Genomic DNA, 18649 nt, shown 5'->3' with positions numbered 1-18649 from the left:
CAGAGAATCCCAAAGTTCAGCTTTCCTAAAGAGTTGGGATTTTCAATCCGCGGCCGCCGCAGCCGGAGGTTTGCTGTCTGGGTCGACCCGATCGACACCAAAAAGCTGACGCTTGACCGCCTCCCTGACCGTTTGAACGTATATATAGAGGAGTGGAATTATCAGGAGGCCGAGGACCGATCCGACCACCAGGCCGCCGAGAACCGTCGTGCCGATTGCCTGCCTGCTGCCTGCTCCCGCACCTGTAGCCACGACCAGCGGCACCACGCCAAGCACAGATGCCATCGCAGTCATCAGCACTGGCCTGAAGCGCTGTGACGTGCCATCGGTCGCCGCTTCCATGATGCTCAGCCCTTCCTCCCGGCGCTTCTTGGCGAACTCCACGATGAGAATCGCATTTTTGGCGGCCAGTCCGACCAGCAGCAGCAGGCCAATTTGGGCATAGATGTTGAGGTCGATACCACCAATCAGAAGGCTGCCCAACGCCCCCAGAACGGCCACTGTCACGGACAGCATCACTGCAAGCGGGACGCTCCAGCTTTCATATTGGGCAACGAGGAAGAGGTAGGTGAAAAGGATCCCTGCAATCAGGATGATTGTTGTTTGGTTACCGGCCTGCTTCTCCTGAAGCGCCATGCCCGTCCATTCGTATCCGAAGCCGGGTGGCAGCTTTTGCGCAGCGAGTGTCTCCATGGCGTCCAGGGCGGCGCCTGTACTCGTTCCCGCGGCAGCCTGTCCGTTGATCGCCGCGGACGGGAAAAGATTGTAGCGGCTGATGGAGTTGGGTCCGTAGACGGTAGAAATGGAAAGCAGTCCCTGTAGCGGAATAAGGCTCCCCGACTGGCTTCGCACTCTGAGCCGTTGAATGTCCTCGATGCGGGTTCGAAAACTCGGTTCGTCCTGAAGGCGAACCTGGTATACGCGCGAAAAAATGTTGAAGTCGTCGACATAAGACGATCCCAGGTGGGCTTGCAGCGTGTTGAAGATCGTGGCGGGCGAAACCCCGTAAAGCTCCGTGCGCTTCCTGTCGATATCGAGATAGACCTCGGGAACGTCGGCGGAAAAAGTGCTGAAGACACTGGTCAATGTCTTCGTCTGGTTTGCTGCGATAATCAGGCCCCTCATGACTTCGGCGAGCTCCGCCTGGCTTTGCCCGGCCCGCGCCTGAAGTCGGAAGTCAAAACCCCCAGTCGTCCCGAGACCCGGAATTGCAGGCGGATTAAACGGCACGACCGAGGCGGTCGAAATCGCGGCGAACTCCGCGCGCAATCGGTTCATGAGAGCAAAGACGCTTTGATCGGCCCCCCGTTCATTCCAGGGCTTCAGCGCGGAAATGATCATTCCCGAATTGGAGCCGCCGCCCCCAACCATGCTTGCGCCGGCAATTCCGATCGTATTTGCAACGCCCGGCGTGCGTTGAAGCACGGAACTGACGACCGCAATTGTCTGCTGCGTGCGTTCGAGCGAAGCGGCGTTCGGCAATTGCACATTCATGAAGAGATAGCCCTGGTCTTCCGAAGGAACAAAGCCGGTCGGAAGGATGCGATAGAAACCGTATGTACCGCCCACGATGACAGCAAAAACCAGCGCGCTGAGGGCAAGCTTGCGGGCAAAGAGATCGAGCAACCGCAGATAAAACCGCCGTGAAGCATCCAGTCCCTGGTTCACCTTGACAAAAAACCGCGAGCGGCTCTCGGGAGTGGGGCGCAGCATCAGAACGCAAATTGCCGGACTGAACGTCAGCGCGTTGATCGTTGAGAAAGTGATCGTGACCAGGATGGTGACCGCAAATTGCCGATAGAGCTCACCGGTTATTCCGGCGAGAAAGGCGACCGGCACGAAGAGAGCGGCCAGCACCAGTGTGGTGGCGACAATCGGGCCCGTGACCTGGTCCATGGTGCGGAGTGTCGCCTCGCGCACGTCGACGCCGGTTTCGCTCATGACGCGCTGGACGTTTTCCACGACGATAATCGCGTCGTCGACGACCAGAGTGACGGCAAGGATCATGGCGAACAGCGTGATTGTATTCGCTGAATAGCCCATCACGTAAAGCACGGCAAAGCCGCCTATCAGCGAAACGGGAATCGTCAACGTGGGAATGACCGTCGCACGCCAGTCCTGCAGAAAAAGGAAGACGACCGCCACGACAAGCACAAAGGTGATTGCCAGCGTAATGAAAATTTCCTCGATGGTTTGGCGAACGAAAGTGGTCGTGTCGAAAACGACCGTATATGCGACGTCGTCAGGAAACTGCTTCGACAATGTTTGCAGTTCCGCAAGGACGGCGGCTGACACGGCGAGCGCATTTGCATCCGGAGATTGATAAACGACAACCGTGGCACTCGGCTGCCCGTTCAGGGTTGAGGCCGTGTCGTATGATTGCGCTCCGAGCTCCACCCGGGCGACGTCGCGAAGACGGACGATCGCTCCGTCTCTGTTGGTGCGGACGATGATGTTGCCGAACTCTGTTGCGTCCGCAAGCCGTCCCTGGGCCTGGACCGTCAATTGCAATTGCTGGCCAGTCGGCGATGGAGGAGATCCTAGCTGGCCGGCGGATGCCTGCGCGTTCTGGCCCTGGATGGCCGCGGTCAAGTCGGATGCCGTCACCCCAAGCGCCTGCATCCGATCGGGGTTCATCCAGACGCGCATGCTGTAGACGGGACCAAATACGCTGGCTTCCCCGACGCCCGGCAGGCGTGCGATCGCATCTCGGATACTGACCGTCGCGTAGTTGCTGATGAAGACGTCGTCCTTGGTCCCCTTTGGGGAATAGACCGCAAAACCGAGAAGCATGCTCGAGGAGCGACTTCTCACCGAGACGCCTGTTTGGGAGACCGCAGCAGGAAGGCGTGGTGTCGCCATTGCGACGCGATTTTGTACGTTGACTTGGGCAATCGCCGGGTCTGTCCCTGCCGCAAATGTGACCGTCAGACTATAGCTGCCGTTGTTGGTGCTCGACGACGACATGTAGAGCATGTCTTCGACACCATTCACCTGATCTTCGATCAGTGCCCCCACACTGTCAGTCATGACACTGGCACTCGCACCCGGATAACTTGCCGTCACCTGGACTTCGGGCGGGGTGATCTGCGGAAACTGCGCGACGGGTATCTGAAGGAGGGAGACGAGTCCTGCGATGATCATGACGATCGCAATAACCATCGCGAACCTTGGCCGGGCAATGAACGGCGCGGATATATTCATTGCGGCGTACCGGATGGTGACAGGACGGGAGTGGCAGAGGTCAGGTTGTTGTCATCAGGGGATATCTGAGTGACGGTCACGGCCAAGCCCTCGGAGACATTCTGCAGGCCCTCGACGATCAGCTTCTCGCCGCCTTTCAAGCCGTCGTCCACCTCCCAGTTTGCTCCCACTTGTTGGGAGACTTTTATGCGTCGAAGCGCGACCTCGTTCTTTTCATCGACGAGCAACACAAACTTGCCCTCGCGATCCTGCTGGACTGCTCCGAGCGGCACAACCGGGCGCCGCGTCTTTTCCCTTTCCGAAATTATCACCGTTACGAACTGGCCCGGGGTGAGCAGGAGCTCCGGATTGGGAAACAGCGCTCGAATTGCCAGTGTTCCCGTTGATTCGTCGATTTCGTTTCCGAAAAACTCGATCTTGCCGGGTTCCTTGTACTGCTGACCGTTGGATAGTCGCAGGGTAGGCTCGTACCGCTTTGCAAGATCGTCCTTGCTGGCACCTCCGGCAGCCGCACGCAGTTCAAGGATCGATCGGTCGCTGACAGAGAATACAACGCGGATCGGATCCAGCTCGACAATGCGAGCCAGTGTCACCGAACTGCCGCTGACGAAGCTGCCGACCGACAACTCGGCCGCCCCTATGCGCCCCTTGATCGGTGCGGTTATCCGGGTGTAGCTGAGATTAAGTTCGGCTTGGCCCACGCGCGCCTGCGCCGACATCACGGAAGCCTGAGAGGTTTCGACCGCGGCCTGGCTTTCTTCCAGCGTTGCACGCGATACGGTCTGTGTGGTCAGTGACTGATTTCGCGCAAGTCGACGCTGGGCGTCAGCGAGGGTCGCCTGCGCACTCGCAAGGGCAGCCTTGGCATCTGACAGGGATATTTCCATGGATCGAGGATCGATAAGGAAAAGGTCCTGATCCTTTTGGACGACCTGGCCTTCGTCGAAAAGGCGCTTGTCCAGGAAACCTTCGATCCGCGATCGAATATCGACGGCATTAACCGCTTCCACGCGCGCGACGAATTCGTGCTTGGGCGAAACATCTTCCACCGGAACGCTGATAACGCCAACCGATGGGGCAGCCTGTGCCAATGCACCCTCAGGCGCGGCCATCCAGGCTGCAAGCACGATCAACAGGCAGGCTGGCGGAACACGACATGACAGTTTCATCGACCAGTCTCCAGCAGAACCGAGATGGCTTCTTCAACTCCAGGCACTTAAAAGTAGGTATCAGATCGACCGCAATTCACAAATGCTACCGTTAGTCGCTGAAATCGGCAAGTCCCGGGACATCCAGGCTTGGAACGCTGATGGCGACCTGACGACGATGTCGTCGACAACAAGCCCTTCACGCATCCCGACTGGACCGATAAGCGGCCATGGGCCAAGGGCGACGGCAGCTTCGGCAATCCAACGGCATTCAGCAGCAGAGAAGGCGCCGTTGGGGCCAAAGGTGCGGATCAGCGCACAGGACAGGATGATCGCGAACAGGAGATGACAAGCGCCTGAAGCCAGGCCCCGGCACGCGGGTTCCTGCACGCAGGCAGAAAGCCGTGCGAGGTATCCTTCACTGAACCAAAGCAGAAAGTGCTGTGATCCGGCTTTTGCTGGCGGCATCAGGAAGCCTCAATCGGGCCGGTCCCTGTCTCGAATGCGTGTGGAAGGACGGTGAAGAGCCTGGCCTGGGAGACAGCAAGCCCTTCACCAAAGGCGTGGCCCGGAGGAAGGGCTCCGTGCGTGGCCATGGCTCAAACCTCCCAATCGCGAAAAGGTTCCGTCGGTCGTGAAAAATTCTCAGCAGACGACTGGGCGCCCCGTCATGAAAGGTTTTCTTCAGCAGCCCGCTCGCCGCGGTCTGAGCCTTGACCTGCATCCATATCCTTCGGCTCACCTTGATCTGGTTGTCCCGCAGTTCGGTCCCACAAGTAGGGCTGCCTGGCGCCGCATCGCAGGAGTATCGTGTGGGGAAAAGCACCCACATGGTTGACGCTACTCACCGTTGCGGTCGATCAGATGGCATCATCACAGGTTCGCCGAATCAGCAACTTTCAATATCGCCTACATGTTTATGCAGCATAAAACTGTATTTATCGGCCTTGCTTTCGATAAATCGCGCAACAAAAGATGTTTATTTATCCCTTGACTTAGTAATTTAAATTCCAAACTATAAGCACGGTTCTAGCTTACTTCACTGATGTCCGGAGGCGATGTCGTATTACATCGGGACACATGCAGTAACTCCGAACTAAGCCTGGGAGGAAGTTTCATCTTAATCGAGGAACTTTCATGGCACCGAATAAGAGCCGGGTTTCGGCTATTTGCGCATCTCCGGGACTGCCCGACGTCATAGGTTCAAGTTTGTTGGGAGATTCCTCGATGTGTTTCGTTGACACGAAACGCAAGGAGGAATCATTGGTAGATTTCATCGGTCGAACCCTCCCCACTGTTGTCATTTGCGAAGTGGCAAATGACGCTGACCTTGCAGTCGGCAGGGCCGTGCGTCGGCTGTCAAATGCCGAGCGGGATAGCTCGTTCAAGGTCATCTACGCGGTGGATCCCCTGATCGCGCGCCGGATCGACGAAATCTACGTCGATGGCATGCTAAACATCGTCTTCACCAACGACGACGATCAGCAGATCTATAAGGCGATATCGCTTGTTGCGCAGGGTGGCCACTACATCAGCGCGGCTGTCTTCAACAGCTTGTCGGCGCTCGATATTCGCAGTTTTCATTCCCTGATCAATAGCGGACCCGAGAGGATCGAGCGTCTTTCCGAGGGCAATCTCAGCGCCAGAGAGGAAATCGTGCTGAAGCTTTTTGCATATGGATTCAGCACGAAGGAAATTGCCGCCGAAATCCATGTGAGCACCAAAACGGTCGAGACATACAAGGCACGTGGAGCCGACAAGCTCAGCCTTTCCAGCCGGGCATCCATAGTAAAATATGGCGCATCGAGAGGCTGGTTCGACATATACAATACTTAAATCGCGCGCGTAAATAGAACGTACTATAGATGCTGCCGTCTATTCTACGGATCAATACAATTGCGCCTAAATATAAAATCGGATTTTCGCATTTTCCCTACATTTATTCTGTTTTTCCCGACTTCATTTCTTTTGTCGCGGGCATAACATTCTCTTGCGCCTGACGAGACTCGAGACTTGCCTAAAAAGCAGACGCTGCCGGATTCCGCAGCGAGAGTTTTTAGTGATCGTAAAACGGGGACATGACATGTCGAGAATAAGCATTATTGGCATCGGATATGTCGGTGCCGTTTCGGCTGCCTGTCTCGCGGAGGACGGTCACACTGTTGTCGCGGTTGACACCGATCCCTCGAAAGTGGCCAAACTCAATGTGGGTGAGCCGCCAATTGTCGAAGCTGGACTGGCGACGCTGCTGGCCCGAAACGTCAACCGTGGACGGCTCTCGGCCACGACAGATGTTTGCGCGGCAGTGGCCAATACTGACATAACATTCATCTGTGTGGGAACACCCAGCGCCGCCGAGGGCTCAGTTGAGCTCAACTATGTCAAGCAGGCGTGCAGCGATGTTGCCGGTGCCTTGCGCAAAAAGAACTCATTCCACTCCGTTGTCCTGCGTTCCACGATTGTACCAGGGACAATGGAAGAGACCTGCATACCGATCCTCGAGATGGTTTCGGGCCTGACGGCAGGGAGGGATTTCGGGGTTGGCTATTATCCTGAATTCCTTCGTGAAGGCACAGCCATCGATGACAACTACAATCCGGGCCTTATCGTTTTTGCCGCCCTCGACACCACGACTGAAAACATCCTGCGCGAGCTGAACGCTAGGCTTGCCTGCGTGTGCAGCGTCGTGCCGCTGTCGACCGCGGAAATGATCAAATATACCAGCAATTCGTGGCGCGCGGCCAAGATCACCTTCGCAAACGAAATCGGCAACATTGCCAAGAGCTGTGGGATCGACGGCCAGTTGGTCATGAAGGTTCTCTGCTCCGACAGCAAGGTGAGCATGTCGCCCTATTTCATGCGACCGGGGTTTGCTTTTGGCGGTTCCTGCCTGCCAAAGGATGTGCGCGCGCTGCGTCATGTCGCGCATAAAGGCGGTGTTGCGACGCCAATGCTGGATTCGGTCCTTGAGGCAAACACTCGCCAAATCGAGAGAGCCGAGAATCTCGTCCACAACAGCGGTGGCAGATCCGTCGGAATGGTCGGAATAAGCTTCAAGGCAGGGACGGACGATCTGCGGGAGAGCCCGCTTGCCGAGCTCGCATCACGACTGATTTCCAAGGGCTTCGGCCTGAAGGTCTACGACCCGAGCGTCCGTGTTGCCTATCAGAGCGAGCTTGGTGGATCCGGGCGCGGCGACGGCAAGGTTCCCGACCTTAAGGAACGACTGGTTGCCGGGATCGAAGAACTGATCGACGAAGCCGACGTCCTTTTGGTCGGCAATCGCTACGAAGAGACGATCGAGCCATTGGCAAGAGCTGCCGTGGCCAAAAGTCTTGTCGACCTCACGCGCCTCAGGCCGGATTTGCGGTCAGGCGGCTTCTACGAAGGCATTTGCTGGTAGGAGAGACCCGTATGCTTGTGCTTGGTCACATCCTCTACATGCTAGTTTTCGTGAGTATCGCGATTGCCGTACCAACCCACCGGCTTGCGGAGAATGCCGGCCTGGCGCTGACAATCGGCACACTGGGTATCTGGCGTTATGGCTGGGGTGCGGTGAATTTCGCAAGGGCGAAGCTCTTCATTCACTTCGCGCATCCAGCCCGACGAGCAGCTGCAGTCAAGGAATACGGGGCAAGAAACAGACCGGCTCACGCTTTCTTTGTCGTCACGACCTACAAGGTTGATGTCGCGGTAACAGTGCGTGTCTACCGCGCGATTTTTCGGGCTGCAGCCGCATCCCGGGGCGGCGCCACCGTCGTTGCCTCTGTCGTGGACGTTGCTGACGAGCGTTTGGTTCGGCGAATATTTTCGTTGATGCCGCAAAACGCTAGAGCCATTCATCTGATCGTTGACCGAATACCGGCGACCGGCAAGCGCGATGCCTTGGCCGCTTCCTTGCGGATCCTTTCGAGGCAATGCCCCACAGACGATGACATTGTGGTCTTCGTCGACGGTGACAGCTGCCCACCGGAAGATGTTGTGGAGGCATGCGCGCCCTTCTTCGTTGATGACAGCCTGGGCGCGGTTACGACCGACGAAGATTGCGAAATCAACGATTCAAAGCTCTTTCGCGACTGGTTCAATCTGCGCTTCACGCAGCGCCACATGATGATGTCTTCGATGGGCCTATCTAGGCGCGTTCTGACCTTGACCGGACGCCTGTCGATATTCCGTGCGTCTCTCGCCTGCAATGCCGATTTTATCGAGAGCATTCAGTACGATTCGCTTGAGCACTGGCGTCTTGGCAAAGTCCCCTTTGTCACTGGTGACGACAAGTCGACGTGGTTCTGGCTGTTGAAGAACGGCTATGAAATGGCCTACCTGCCCGACGTGCGCTCTGTTTCGATGGAAAGCCAGCCGAAGCCGGGGTTTGTGGGTTCCGCTGTGGCATTGATGCTGCGCTGGTTTGGCAACATGCTGCGAACCAATGGCCGAGCATTGGCTCTTGGGCCAAGACGCATTGGCTTGTTCACCTGGTGGTCGCTTCTCGACCAGCGCATCTCCATGTGGACTACCCTCTTCGGCCCGGTAGCGGTACTCATGTCGACACTCTTCGTCAGTCCGCTCGTCCTGCCGATCTATGTCGCGTGGGTCATGTTCACGCGGTACATAAACTGCTGCCTGCTGGCGACATTCCGACCGTCCTTCCCGATATCCTATCCATTCCTTCTTTATTTCAGCCAGATTTGTGGGGCGCTCGTCAAAAGCTTCGTGTTCTTTCGTCTCGATCGACAGAGATGGACACGTCAAACAGCCGAAGCCTCACACCGCATTCCATCCGCCTCCGAGCGCCTTCGCGGGCTCTCATCGACCTACGTACACATCCTCGCAAGCGGGTGGCTGTTGTTCGCTGCCTTTATGATTTCAAACGCCAAGATCTGATTTGGAGTTTCTCATGACGACATTTGATCAACGTGAACACAATGATAGCCCGCCGCCAGCGGACGCGGAACGCGACAGTTTGCTCGATTTTGCGGATGGCAACGAACATCCGCGCGTCAAACTGCCCTTCTCGGTGACCATCGACGGGCGATCATATGAGGGCTCAGCACTGTCCATGGTCGCGGCCCGCGTGACGGGAATCGTCGGAGCAAATTGGCCGGGCGCCCACAAATTGGCGATCTTTCGCTTCAATTTTGGGAGCTTCTGGATGTCTCTTCCGATCGACGTGACGGTTTCTGCTGCTGACAGCAAGACCGGAGCAGTTACTCTTCGCTATCGCGATCCGACCGGCCAGCATATGCCGCAACTGCGTTACATCCTGAATTCCTGGCTTGCTGGCGACCACGTCGACGTTAACGGGATGCTGGTGGCCGAAAGCAGTCTGCCGAAAGGCAAAAATACCGCACACAAAGTCGCCCAGTCTGGCTCATCGCGCCTTTCGAAGCTGCTCGGCACATGCGTCGTCGCAGCCGCGTCGGCCGCGCTATTTGTCTTTGCAGCATCGGTGCTCAGTGACCGCCTTTTCGTGACGGACGTCGAGGCACCGGCCATCGCTTACAGGCAGGGTTCGACGATGACCGCAACAACGGGCGGTCAGCTTGATTTTATCGACACTCATGCCGCAGTCGGCAAGCCCGCATATTCGATCCTTGCGTCAACCGGCGTTGCGGTAACGGCTACGATGCCTTGCGACTGCGATGTTGAGACAGCCGGTCTTGCGAAGGGTGGGACCGTGATTGCCGGTCAGCCGGTTCTCTTCGTCAGCGAGCCGGGAGCGCCGATGGTCGTTCGCACGTCCTTCACGGGCTCCGACTTCCGCCATGTTGCGGACGGCGCGAAAGTGACGATTGAAACCGCCGATGGCGGCTCTGTTCCTGCGAAGGTCGAAGTTGATCGCGAAGCCATTGGCGATGGCCAATCAGCATCGGTAGTTCTGGTTCCACTGCAACCCGTGTCCGGACTGCAGCCAGGATCACCTGTTGCCGTCCGTCTAGACGCTACCCCGCAATGGCTGCGAACCATTCGCAGCGGCATCTCGTTTGCGGCCGAGCAAACCGTAGGAGGTGCACAATGAAACACATACATCCCCTTATTCTCTGCGGCGGCTCCGGGACGCGTCTCTGGCCGCTGTCCAGGGCTCATCAGCCGAAGCAGTTTCAGCCCATTAACGGCGACGGCACGCTGACGTTCTTCCAAAGCACCGTTCAGCGCCATCGTACGCAAATGTTTTCTGATCCGATCGTGTGTGTGAATGCGCGACACGTGGAAACAGTGGGCCGTCAGCTTCGCGAAATACAATGCAAAGCCAGCATCCTCACTGAGCCGGTAACTCGAAATACCGGGCCGGCCGTTCTTGCCGCGTCGCTTTACCTTATGGCCGCCGAGCCTGATGCCGTTCTCATTGTCCTCCCTTCCGATCACGTGATTCAGGGCGACCTGAATCGTGTCATCGCGCGGATGCACCGTGCGGCTTTCGATGGAATGATCGTGACCTTCGGTATCCATCCGACCTATGCGGAAAAGGGATACGGCTACATCATGGATGGCGGCGAGTTTGACGATTATCCCGGCCTTCACAGGGTTGAACGCTTTATCGAAAAGCCGAGCGTCAATGTTGCCCAGTCGCTGATTGACACCGGCTTTGCGTACTGGGCTTCCGGTATCAGCATGTTCCGGGCCGATAAACTTGTCGATGAATATCGACGGTACGACCCAGCCACACTTGATGCAGTCACCCGCGCATTGACGGCGGCTTCGCCGTTGGCCGCTGAAACCGGGCTGCTTCTGGAAGAGCATTTCTTTGCGCAGGCCGTCAGCCAGCCAACGGAAATGGCTGTGTTCGAAAAATGCAGGGATATCGCACTTGCCCCAACTGTAATCGAATGGGACGACGTAGGAGGATGGACCTCCATCCATTCGATCGGCTTGAAGAACGAGAGCGGCAACGTCACATCGGGCGATGTTGTCTTGCTGGACACCCGCGGCTCCCTGGTTCGCGGCAGTGATCGCCTGGTTGCCGTGGTTGGCATGAATGACGTCGTCGTCGTTGATACCGATGACGCCCTGCTGGTCACCAACAGGGCCAGTGCGCAGGATGTCAAGAAGATCGTTGAACATCTCGTTTCGCTCAAGCGTCGCGAGGCAGAAAGCCACCGCAGTCAGGTCACGGAATGGGGCGGCATGAAGACCATGCAGGCGGGTGCGGGTTTTGCAATGGATCTGCTGACGATTGATCCAGGAAAGCAGGTGACCCTGATTGGGGAAGAAGGCGTGTCGCGGGTGCTCGTGGTGATCCGCGGCAGCGTCAGCGTGAATGGCAACCGGTCTCAGGAACAGCTCACCGCCGGCTTGTCGGCGATGATCGATTCGGCAACGGGCGTAACGCTTTTCAACCATGCAGATGGTGCTGCGGAAATCGTCGAGATCAGCTGTGGAACGGTGATGGCCGGTGTCGTCGCGCCCTCTCTGACACAGTTCGCGACCGGCGTAAGGATGGCCGACTATGCCTAGCTGGTTGAGGGTAGCCTTGATGTTCAGCGCCATAGGTGCGGCAACGTCGTCATCGGCGACGGACGGCGGACCTGCACAGAAGCAGCAACCGCTCCTGGCCCTGGTACAGGACGCCCGTGACCTCTCCGTCGCGGCGCCTGATGTCTTCCAGCGCGCTGCGGCTTTTGGCGAGGTTCACGCGCTCCCAGCACTCAAACAGCCAGACAGCGTCCCTGCTTCAAGTCGCCAGAAGAGGATCAGCCGATCTGCCGTCGACATTCTTGTGCGCCGCATCGGTCCATCAGCCGGCGCCGGTTTCATGGAGACGGTTCTGGCTGCGCAGCCGCCTGACGGGATCGGTGCGGTCGTCATCGAGAGCGGCTCGTTCCGGCTTGGCGATGTCAGGCGTGAACTGGAAGCGCTTGGCCACGCCGGACATCTCGAAGCAACGCCCGGTGGATACATTGCACACACGCCAATCTTCATCTGGAATGGCGCAGAGTTGAAGATAACGCCCGGCGAAATTCTCAAGATGGACAATGCCAAGGGCGCGTTCATGGTGAACGCCGGTTCGCTCACGGTTGATCATGCAACATTGCAAGGCATTGGCCGGGGCGCGTCGACATTTCGGGCCTTCGTCCTGACCACCTTCGGCGGCACCACAACAATTGATCGCAGCAATCTCGTCAGCCTTGGCTTCGACGCGTCAGCTGAAACCGCAGGCATTGCATTTGCCCGACAGCAATTTGCGAATGCCGCCAGGCCTTCGATCGTGCAAGGCAGTCTGTTCCAGGATGTCGCGGGCCTCAGCCTGATCGACGTCAACGGCTTGAATATTCTGGGTAATCGCTTCATTGACAGCCCAACGACGGCAATCATCCTGAGAACTGCGCGCGACGTGCACATCGCTGGAAACATTATTGTCGGCGACCGCGGCTCGCATGGCATCAAGGTGATGAGCAGTTCGAGCGGCGTCACGATCAATGACAATCTCGTCGTGGGCGGTGCGGGCAACGGAATTTTTGTGACCGACGGCGCGACGTCGGTCGCGATCTCCAACAACATCGTTGCCCTGTCGGCACTGACCGGCATCGGTGTTGATACAGCAGCCTGCGTCACAGTGCAGCAAAACGCCGTCATCAACAATGGTTCCAAGGGCGTTGCCATGCGCACGGCGCTTCACAGCCACGTTCGTCAAAACCACCTCGTAGGCAATGGCTTTGCAGGCCTTTCGGTCGACGACCAGTATCACGGCATGCCGCTCGAAGTATCCCGCAATGCGTTCAGAGAAAACCGAGCGGGCCTGGCTGGATCAGGGGTCGGATCCGTGGTTCTGGTGGGAAATGATTTCGACAGGCAAATGCCGCGCCTCGGCGTCGGTGAATTTGCCGGTAGCGTCGGCCAATTGCTGGCTTTCGACGCGTCAAGGCAGCCTGGCGAATTTCGTCTTGCGGGAAAAACAATCGACAACCAGCCAGCTCTCGCGGCGTTTTCCGCTGTCGACCTTGCTGCCTGCGCAGGAAAGGGGGGATGAATCAGAATGGTATTCTCCTCCGAAGTCTTCCTGTTTCTCTTTCTGCCAGTTTTCCTGGCGGTCTATTATTTGACGCCCATGCGGGGCCGCTCGGTCACGATCCTTTTGGGATCCTATGTCTTCTACGCGTGGTGGCGTATGGACTTCCTTGTTCTTTTGTTCGGAACGACCGTCTGGGTTTACACCTTTGCGATCCTGGTCGAGCGCAATCTCGGTAGCCGCCATGCCAAGCTCTTCCTAACCATTGGGATTGTCGGGTGCCTGGCTGTGCTCGGCATCTTCAAATACCTCAATTTCTTTATCGACAGCTTCGCCCAGTTGATGGGAACCGATGCGCACGGCCTTGGCGTTCACTGGCGCCTCATCCTTCCGATCGGCATCTCTTTCTATATCTTCCAGTCGATCAGCTATCTGGTCGACGTCTATCGGCGTGACACGCCTGCAACCCGCAATTTCATCGACCTCGCCGCATACAAGGCCCTCTTTCCGCAGCTGATAGCGGGCCCCATCTTGCGCTTCAGGGATCTCGCCGGCCAGTTCCAGTCGAGGCAGCATACGCTCGAGAAGTTCACGGACGGCACGTCCCTGTTCGTCATAGGCCTTGCAAAGAAGGTGCTGCTTGCCGATCCCATCGCGCCCATTGCCAACACCGTTTTTGCAAGCTCGCATCCGACCATGGCCGAGGCCTGGCTCGGCGCGATCGCCTACGCGATGCAGCTGTATTTTGACTTTTCGGGATATAGCGACATGGCAATCGGCCTCGGGCTGATGATCGGTTTCCAGTTCCGACCAAACTTTGACAACCCCTACATCAGCCGCAGCATAACCGAATTCTGGCGTCGCTGGCACATCAGCCTGTCGAGCTGGCTTCGTGACTACCTTTACATTCCGTTGGGCGGTAGTCGGCTCGGCCCGACGCGCACCTATATCAATCTGGTTCTGGTCATGCTGCTTGGCGGCCTGTGGCATGGAGCAAACTGGACGTTCGTGCTTTGGGGTGGATGGCACGGCGGATGGCTTGCGCTTGAGCGTGCGACTGGCTGGAACAGGATCGCCGACACCAGGTGGATCGCCCTGCCAGGGACCTTGCTGGTCGTGTTGTTGGGCTGGGTGATGTTTCGCGCCGACAGCGTGGCCGATGCTTTTGCCCTTTACGGCGGCATGCTCGGTCAAAACGGGCTGGGAATTCGTGCCGACACGCTTCTCGATGTCACGCATGAGGCAATGTTGACGCTGGCCGTTGCGTGTTTCGTGGTGGCCATCGAGCCGATGATGGGATCGCTCAGGCAAACAAACATTGCAGCACCGGCAGGTGACGGCGCCGCCGTGATGCGCCAGTCGATCGTCATGCCACTGCTGCTTTCCTTGCTCGCCACGGTCACCATTCTGAAGCTCGCGGAATCCAGCCAGACTCCCTTCCTCTATTTTCAATTCTGAGGGTGGTGCCATGTTTGAACGCGCAATACCGATTACAAAATTCCTGCTTCCCGCCTTGCTGTTCGGCTATGCGGCCTTCGCCAATGTCGACATCCGAGATAAGATTGCCGGCGCCTTTTCACGGCTGCCAACCGATGGCGGCTCCCTGAGCCACGGCATGCTCGGAGACGGGCTCGACGCGCTCTACAAGACTGAGCTTCCCCATCGGGAACTCGCGTTCGATCTGATCGGTGCAGCCAGGTACATGGTCCTTGGGGAAGGCCGCCGCGGCGTTATCGTCGGAAAGGAGGGATGGCTGTTTTCGGACGAGGAATTTCGCGGTGCCGCGAGCGCTGAAGCCGGTATCAGCGACGCCACAAGGGAAATAGCCAAGATCGCGGCGACGTTGCGCTCACACGGCGTACGCCTGATTGTTGTTCCGCTTCCAGCCAAGAACGATGTCTATCGCGAGCACCTTGCAGATCCTCGTTACGCCGAGATTTCCCGGGATCGCTATCTGGACTTCACCCGTGCCATGGCTTCGGCGAATATTGAGTTTGCAGACGCAAGAGCGGCGCTTCTTGAGATGAAGTCGAGGGGATCCGTTTTTCTGAAGACCGACACGCATTGGACGCCGCTTGGTGCCAAGGCCGTCGCCGACGCTACCGGGGCCAGGGCGGGTGTTTCCCCCATGGCGCAATATGCACTGAATGATGCCCCAGTCGAGGACGTGCGGGGCGACCTGGTCAAATTCGTCACCGGCAGGGCGCTTGCGGCTGCGATCGGGCTGGCTGATGAAAGCATCACGCCGCAAACAGCGTCGCAAACCGGGTCCGACGCGCTAAATGACATTCTGGCAGACGAGAGCTTTCCAACGGTTCTGGTCGGGACAAGTTACAGTGCCAACGAGGCTTGGTCATTCGCTTCTTATCTTGAAGCGGCATTGGGATCGAACGTCCTCAATGTCGCCGAGGTCGGTCGAGGACCGGTTTTTCCAATGCACAAGTTCTTGTCCAACGCAAACGGCACGAGTTGGCCAGAGACCGTCATATGGGAATTTCCGATCCGCTACTTGACCGATCCGGCGTTGTGGAAGTCGGACGATCTCAAGACGAAGGAGTAACAGGATGCTCAGGACCGCGAGTCTGATCGCTCTTGGCATCGCGATATGCATCGCTGGCAGCGACGCTGGCGCGGTTACCCAGTCGGGCGCGGTTACCCAACCCAAGAACACCAAGGTTGAGACCAGGAAATCGAAAGCCGACGAACGCCGTTATCGACGCGGATTTAATCAGGGAGTAACGCGCACCGATCAGCTCAACAGCGCCCAGCTTCAGGGAATCCGCAAGCGCATGATAGGCCACCGAAAAGTGTCCTACAGGGAGCTTCAATTGTTGGCGGATCGTGGCGATGGCCTGGCAGCGCTTTACGTCGCAAAACGGCTCTCGACAAATCCCGCCCATAACGCGGATACCATCCACTACTATACAATCGCCTGCACCACCGGCAGGGCGGGTGCGGTTGCGCCGCTTGCAAGACAGCTCAAGAGCGCCAGCGATGGTGTCAGCAAGGTCCGCCTTGACCAGGCAGAGGCGACACTGCTTCAGCACGCCGCGCGCAGGAACCCCGTCGCAATCGACGCGCTTGTCAAATTCTATGCCGCCGGGGAGCCGTTCGGCACCAACCCGCAGGAAGCCGAACGACTGCGACGCGAGGCCGCAAAGGGTGGCGACAGCAAAGTCGCGCTTGATTTGGCCATCGCAATGATCTCGGAAGGTCTGCTGGACGAAGACGAAAAATCCGAGGCCCGCAGATATCTGGCGATCGCCGAAAAGTCACCTGAACTGAGTGTCAAGACAGTAGCCGCGGCGGTGCTCCGGCAACTCGACGCTGCGCCCGTCAACCCGATCGAGGTAAGTCAATGAGGCATCCTCTGACAAAATCGTCGCGGTGGCCCTGCGCTGTCCTATGCGCACTGGGCGTTTTGGTGCTGGCCCATACCGCCAAGGCGGAATCGAACTTCGGCTGTGCGAACCTTGAGACCGACAAGCAACTGAGCGTCGTGGAAGGCAGGCAGGGGTATTTTTATCGGACGATCGCGGATCTGCGAATGGAGCAGCAACTTTCCGAGCATACGGCCAGTCAAATGGCCGCACTCTCGGAGGCTCTGGAAGCAGGAGGAACGACGCTCGTTTATGTGCCAATTCCGACCAAAAGTCTGGTGATGCCCGAATATCTGCCGCGCGAGGCCGGCGACTATGGTTTTGACTACGACGTGGCAAAGCGCGTCTATGACGATGTCATCAAGCGCCTTCGCGACCACGGGGTGGTGACGGTCGATGTTCTCGGTGCGATGAAGCGCGCAGGAGGCCAGGAGCCGCCGTTCTTTCAAGCGGACTTTCACTGGACCTCTTCAGGAGCTCGTGCGGCGGCAGATGAGATTGCGGCCGCAATCCAGCAACTTCCGGGCATTGATGATCTCGCGAAGGCTTCATTCGAGACCAAGCCCGCAGGGCGGCAGGCAATCATCTCAACGATGCGCCGCCTGCTGCAGGCAAACTGCAAACAGGCCCTGCCGTTGCCGGAAACCGATGCGTTTACGACCACTGAGGTGGCAGCCGGAGATGCCGGGCTCGATATCTTTGGAGACGGCACTTCGAAGGGCGCTGTTGCGCTGGTGGGAACGAGCTACTCGGATCTGGCTGCATCAAACTTTGCGGGCTTCCTCTCGCAAGCGCTCTCCTCCCCGGTTACGAATTATTCGATCTCGGGCGGCAACCAGTTCGGATCAATTACATCCTATCTGACCTCGAAGACCTTCGCGCAGTCGCGACCGCGCTTTCTCATCTGGGAAAACCCGATCTACAACAGTCTCGGAAAATTTGGTGATGCGCCCCTGCTCGAGTTGAGGACGGCGGCTGGCCAGAGTTGCCACGAGATCGAGCCCGACGAGATTTCAACCGTTGGCGACAGTACTCTCGAAATCGCCCTTCAGGATGGCGGCAAAATTCCGGATTCGGCAGTAATATACGTGTATTCCGGCGATGACCGCAGTCGACAGGCAACCCTGCGCTTCCGATTGAATGACGGCCACATGTTCGAGAGCAGCATTCGGCGTGCGGACAGGATGATCTCCACCGGGCGGTATTACTTTCCTGTGCGCTACTTTGGAGTACAGGCATCGCAAAAACTGAACCTTGAGTTTGATCGCATGTCGGCGAAGGAAGTGTCGGTCGGCATCTGCAACACAAGAGGAGGATAATCTGATGGATAGGGCTCGTGCCTTTGGAATATTCGCCGCAGGAACTCTTCTGGTTGCCTCAACCTACTCAGCTGGGCTAGCCCAGGACTCTGGCCTCTACGGCAAGCCGATGGATCCGAATTCGTCCTTCATTCGGGTTCTTGACGCAACGGCCTCTTCAGCCATCATTGCGGGGGCATCCATCGAGAATTTTAGCGATGGCGTCTCACCCTACGTCAACGTGAAGCCGGGCGAAGTAGAGATGTCCCTGGGGGCCAAGACAGCCAAGGTGACGGCCGAACCCGGAAAATACTACACATACGCCGCCCTGGCAGATGGGCAGACGAAGCTTTACACGGATGCGGTCAAGGACGATCCGTCGAAGGCACAGGTTTATCTCTACAATCTAAGCGATTTGAAAGCGGTGGATCTCGTGGTTCCGGCAGCCAAGGCCACCGCACTGAAGGCAGTGGCGCAGGGAGACGCTCAAAGCGTATCGCTGAGAGCACCACTGAGCTTGAGCTTTGCCATCCAGGAAGGCGGGAAGACTGTAGCGGAAACCAGCAAGGTCGATCTCAAGAGGCGCTCGGGCTTCACGATTGTTCTTTCCGGCAGCGCCGGCAACTACCGCGTCATCGCATTAGAAAATTACCTGAACCAATAGGAGATCCA

General features: G+C 57.7%; 13 protein-coding genes. 11 read left to right on the top strand and 2 right to left on the bottom strand.

Features of this window, described 5'->3' with window-relative positions; all coding sequences use genetic code 11:
* Window positions 1-42: 42 nt before the first annotated feature.
* Together IB244_RS00165 and IB244_RS00160 are read right to left on the bottom strand one after the other, a co-directional pair.
* On the bottom strand, window positions 43-3204 hold the full coding sequence (locus IB244_RS00165) for an efflux RND transporter permease subunit (protein WP_192302686.1): 3162 nt from the start codon (window positions 3202-3204) through the stop codon (window positions 43-45).
* The gene (locus IB244_RS00160) at window positions 3201-4373 is read right to left on the bottom strand and encodes an efflux RND transporter periplasmic adaptor subunit (protein WP_192302685.1); all 1173 of its coding nucleotides are present in this window, start codon (window positions 4371-4373) and stop codon (window positions 3201-3203) included. Before IB244_RS00160 ends, IB244_RS00165 begins: the two co-directional genes overlap by 4 nt.
* Window positions 4374-5615: 1242 nt before the next feature.
* Between IB244_RS00160 and IB244_RS00155 the strand changes: the two genes are divergently transcribed.
* The 11 genes from IB244_RS00155 to IB244_RS00105 all read left to right on the top strand — a co-directional run bounded on the left by IB244_RS00155 (window position 5616) and on the right by IB244_RS00105 (window position 18641).
* Window positions 5616-6188: a helix-turn-helix transcriptional regulator gene (locus tag IB244_RS00155; protein WP_192302684.1), complete on the top strand. Its 573-nt coding sequence runs from the start codon at window positions 5616-5618 to the stop codon at window positions 6186-6188.
* Between the two features lie 247 nt (window positions 6189-6435).
* Entirely contained in the window at window positions 6436-7755 is a 1320-nt protein-coding gene (locus tag IB244_RS00150) for a nucleotide sugar dehydrogenase (protein ID WP_192302683.1), read from the top strand.
* Window positions 7756-7766: 11 nt separating this feature from the next.
* Window positions 7767-9236 carry a glycosyltransferase gene (locus IB244_RS00145; RefSeq protein WP_192302682.1) on the top strand — a complete coding sequence of 490 codons (1470 nt, stop codon included), beginning with the start codon at window positions 7767-7769 and terminating at the stop codon, window positions 9234-9236.
* 13 nt (window positions 9237-9249) lie between these two features.
* On the top strand, window positions 9250-10371 hold the full coding sequence (locus tag IB244_RS00140) for a hypothetical protein (protein ID WP_192302680.1): 1122 nt from the start codon (window positions 9250-9252) through the stop codon (window positions 10369-10371).
* Window positions 10368-11807, top strand: coding sequence for a mannose-1-phosphate guanylyltransferase/mannose-6-phosphate isomerase (locus tag IB244_RS00135; protein WP_192302678.1), 1440 nt, complete (start codon window positions 10368-10370; stop codon window positions 11805-11807). Before IB244_RS00140 ends, IB244_RS00135 begins: the two co-directional genes overlap by 4 nt.
* A gap of 19 nt (window positions 11808-11826) precedes the next feature.
* On the top strand, window positions 11827-13320 hold the full coding sequence (locus IB244_RS00130; RefSeq protein WP_192302676.1) for a right-handed parallel beta-helix repeat-containing protein: 1494 nt from the start codon (window positions 11827-11829) through the stop codon (window positions 13318-13320).
* 6 nt (window positions 13321-13326) lie between these two features.
* Complete coding sequence (locus IB244_RS00125; protein WP_192302673.1) at window positions 13327-14757, top strand: MBOAT family O-acyltransferase; 1431 nt, start codon at window positions 13327-13329, stop codon at window positions 14755-14757.
* 10 nt (window positions 14758-14767) lie between these two features.
* A complete protein-coding gene (locus IB244_RS00120) occupies window positions 14768-15859 on the top strand; it encodes an alginate O-acetyltransferase (protein WP_192302671.1) in 1092 nt (363 codons plus the stop codon).
* Between the two features lie 4 nt (window positions 15860-15863).
* Window positions 15864-16661 carry a hypothetical protein gene (locus IB244_RS00115; RefSeq protein ID WP_169680051.1) on the top strand — a complete coding sequence of 266 codons (798 nt, stop codon included), beginning with the start codon at window positions 15864-15866 and terminating at the stop codon, window positions 16659-16661.
* A 62-nt stretch (window positions 16662-16723) separates the two neighbouring features.
* The gene (locus IB244_RS00110) at window positions 16724-17998 is read left to right on the top strand and encodes an alginate O-acetyltransferase AlgX-related protein (protein ID WP_192302669.1); all 1275 of its coding nucleotides are present in this window, start codon (window positions 16724-16726) and stop codon (window positions 17996-17998) included.
* A 4-nt stretch (window positions 17999-18002) separates the two neighbouring features.
* Entirely contained in the window at window positions 18003-18641 is a 639-nt protein-coding gene (locus tag IB244_RS00105) for an alginate O-acetyltransferase AlgF (protein WP_192302667.1), read from the top strand.
* Window positions 18642-18649: the final 8 nt, after the last annotated feature.

Origin of the sequence: Rhizobium sp. RHZ02 (assembly GCF_014851575.1) — a bacterium.
GTDB lineage: Bacteria > Pseudomonadota > Alphaproteobacteria > Rhizobiales > Rhizobiaceae > Rhizobium > Rhizobium altiplani.
Note: the sequence above shows the minus strand (reverse complement) of the source record. Positions and strands in the feature narration are given on the sequence as shown.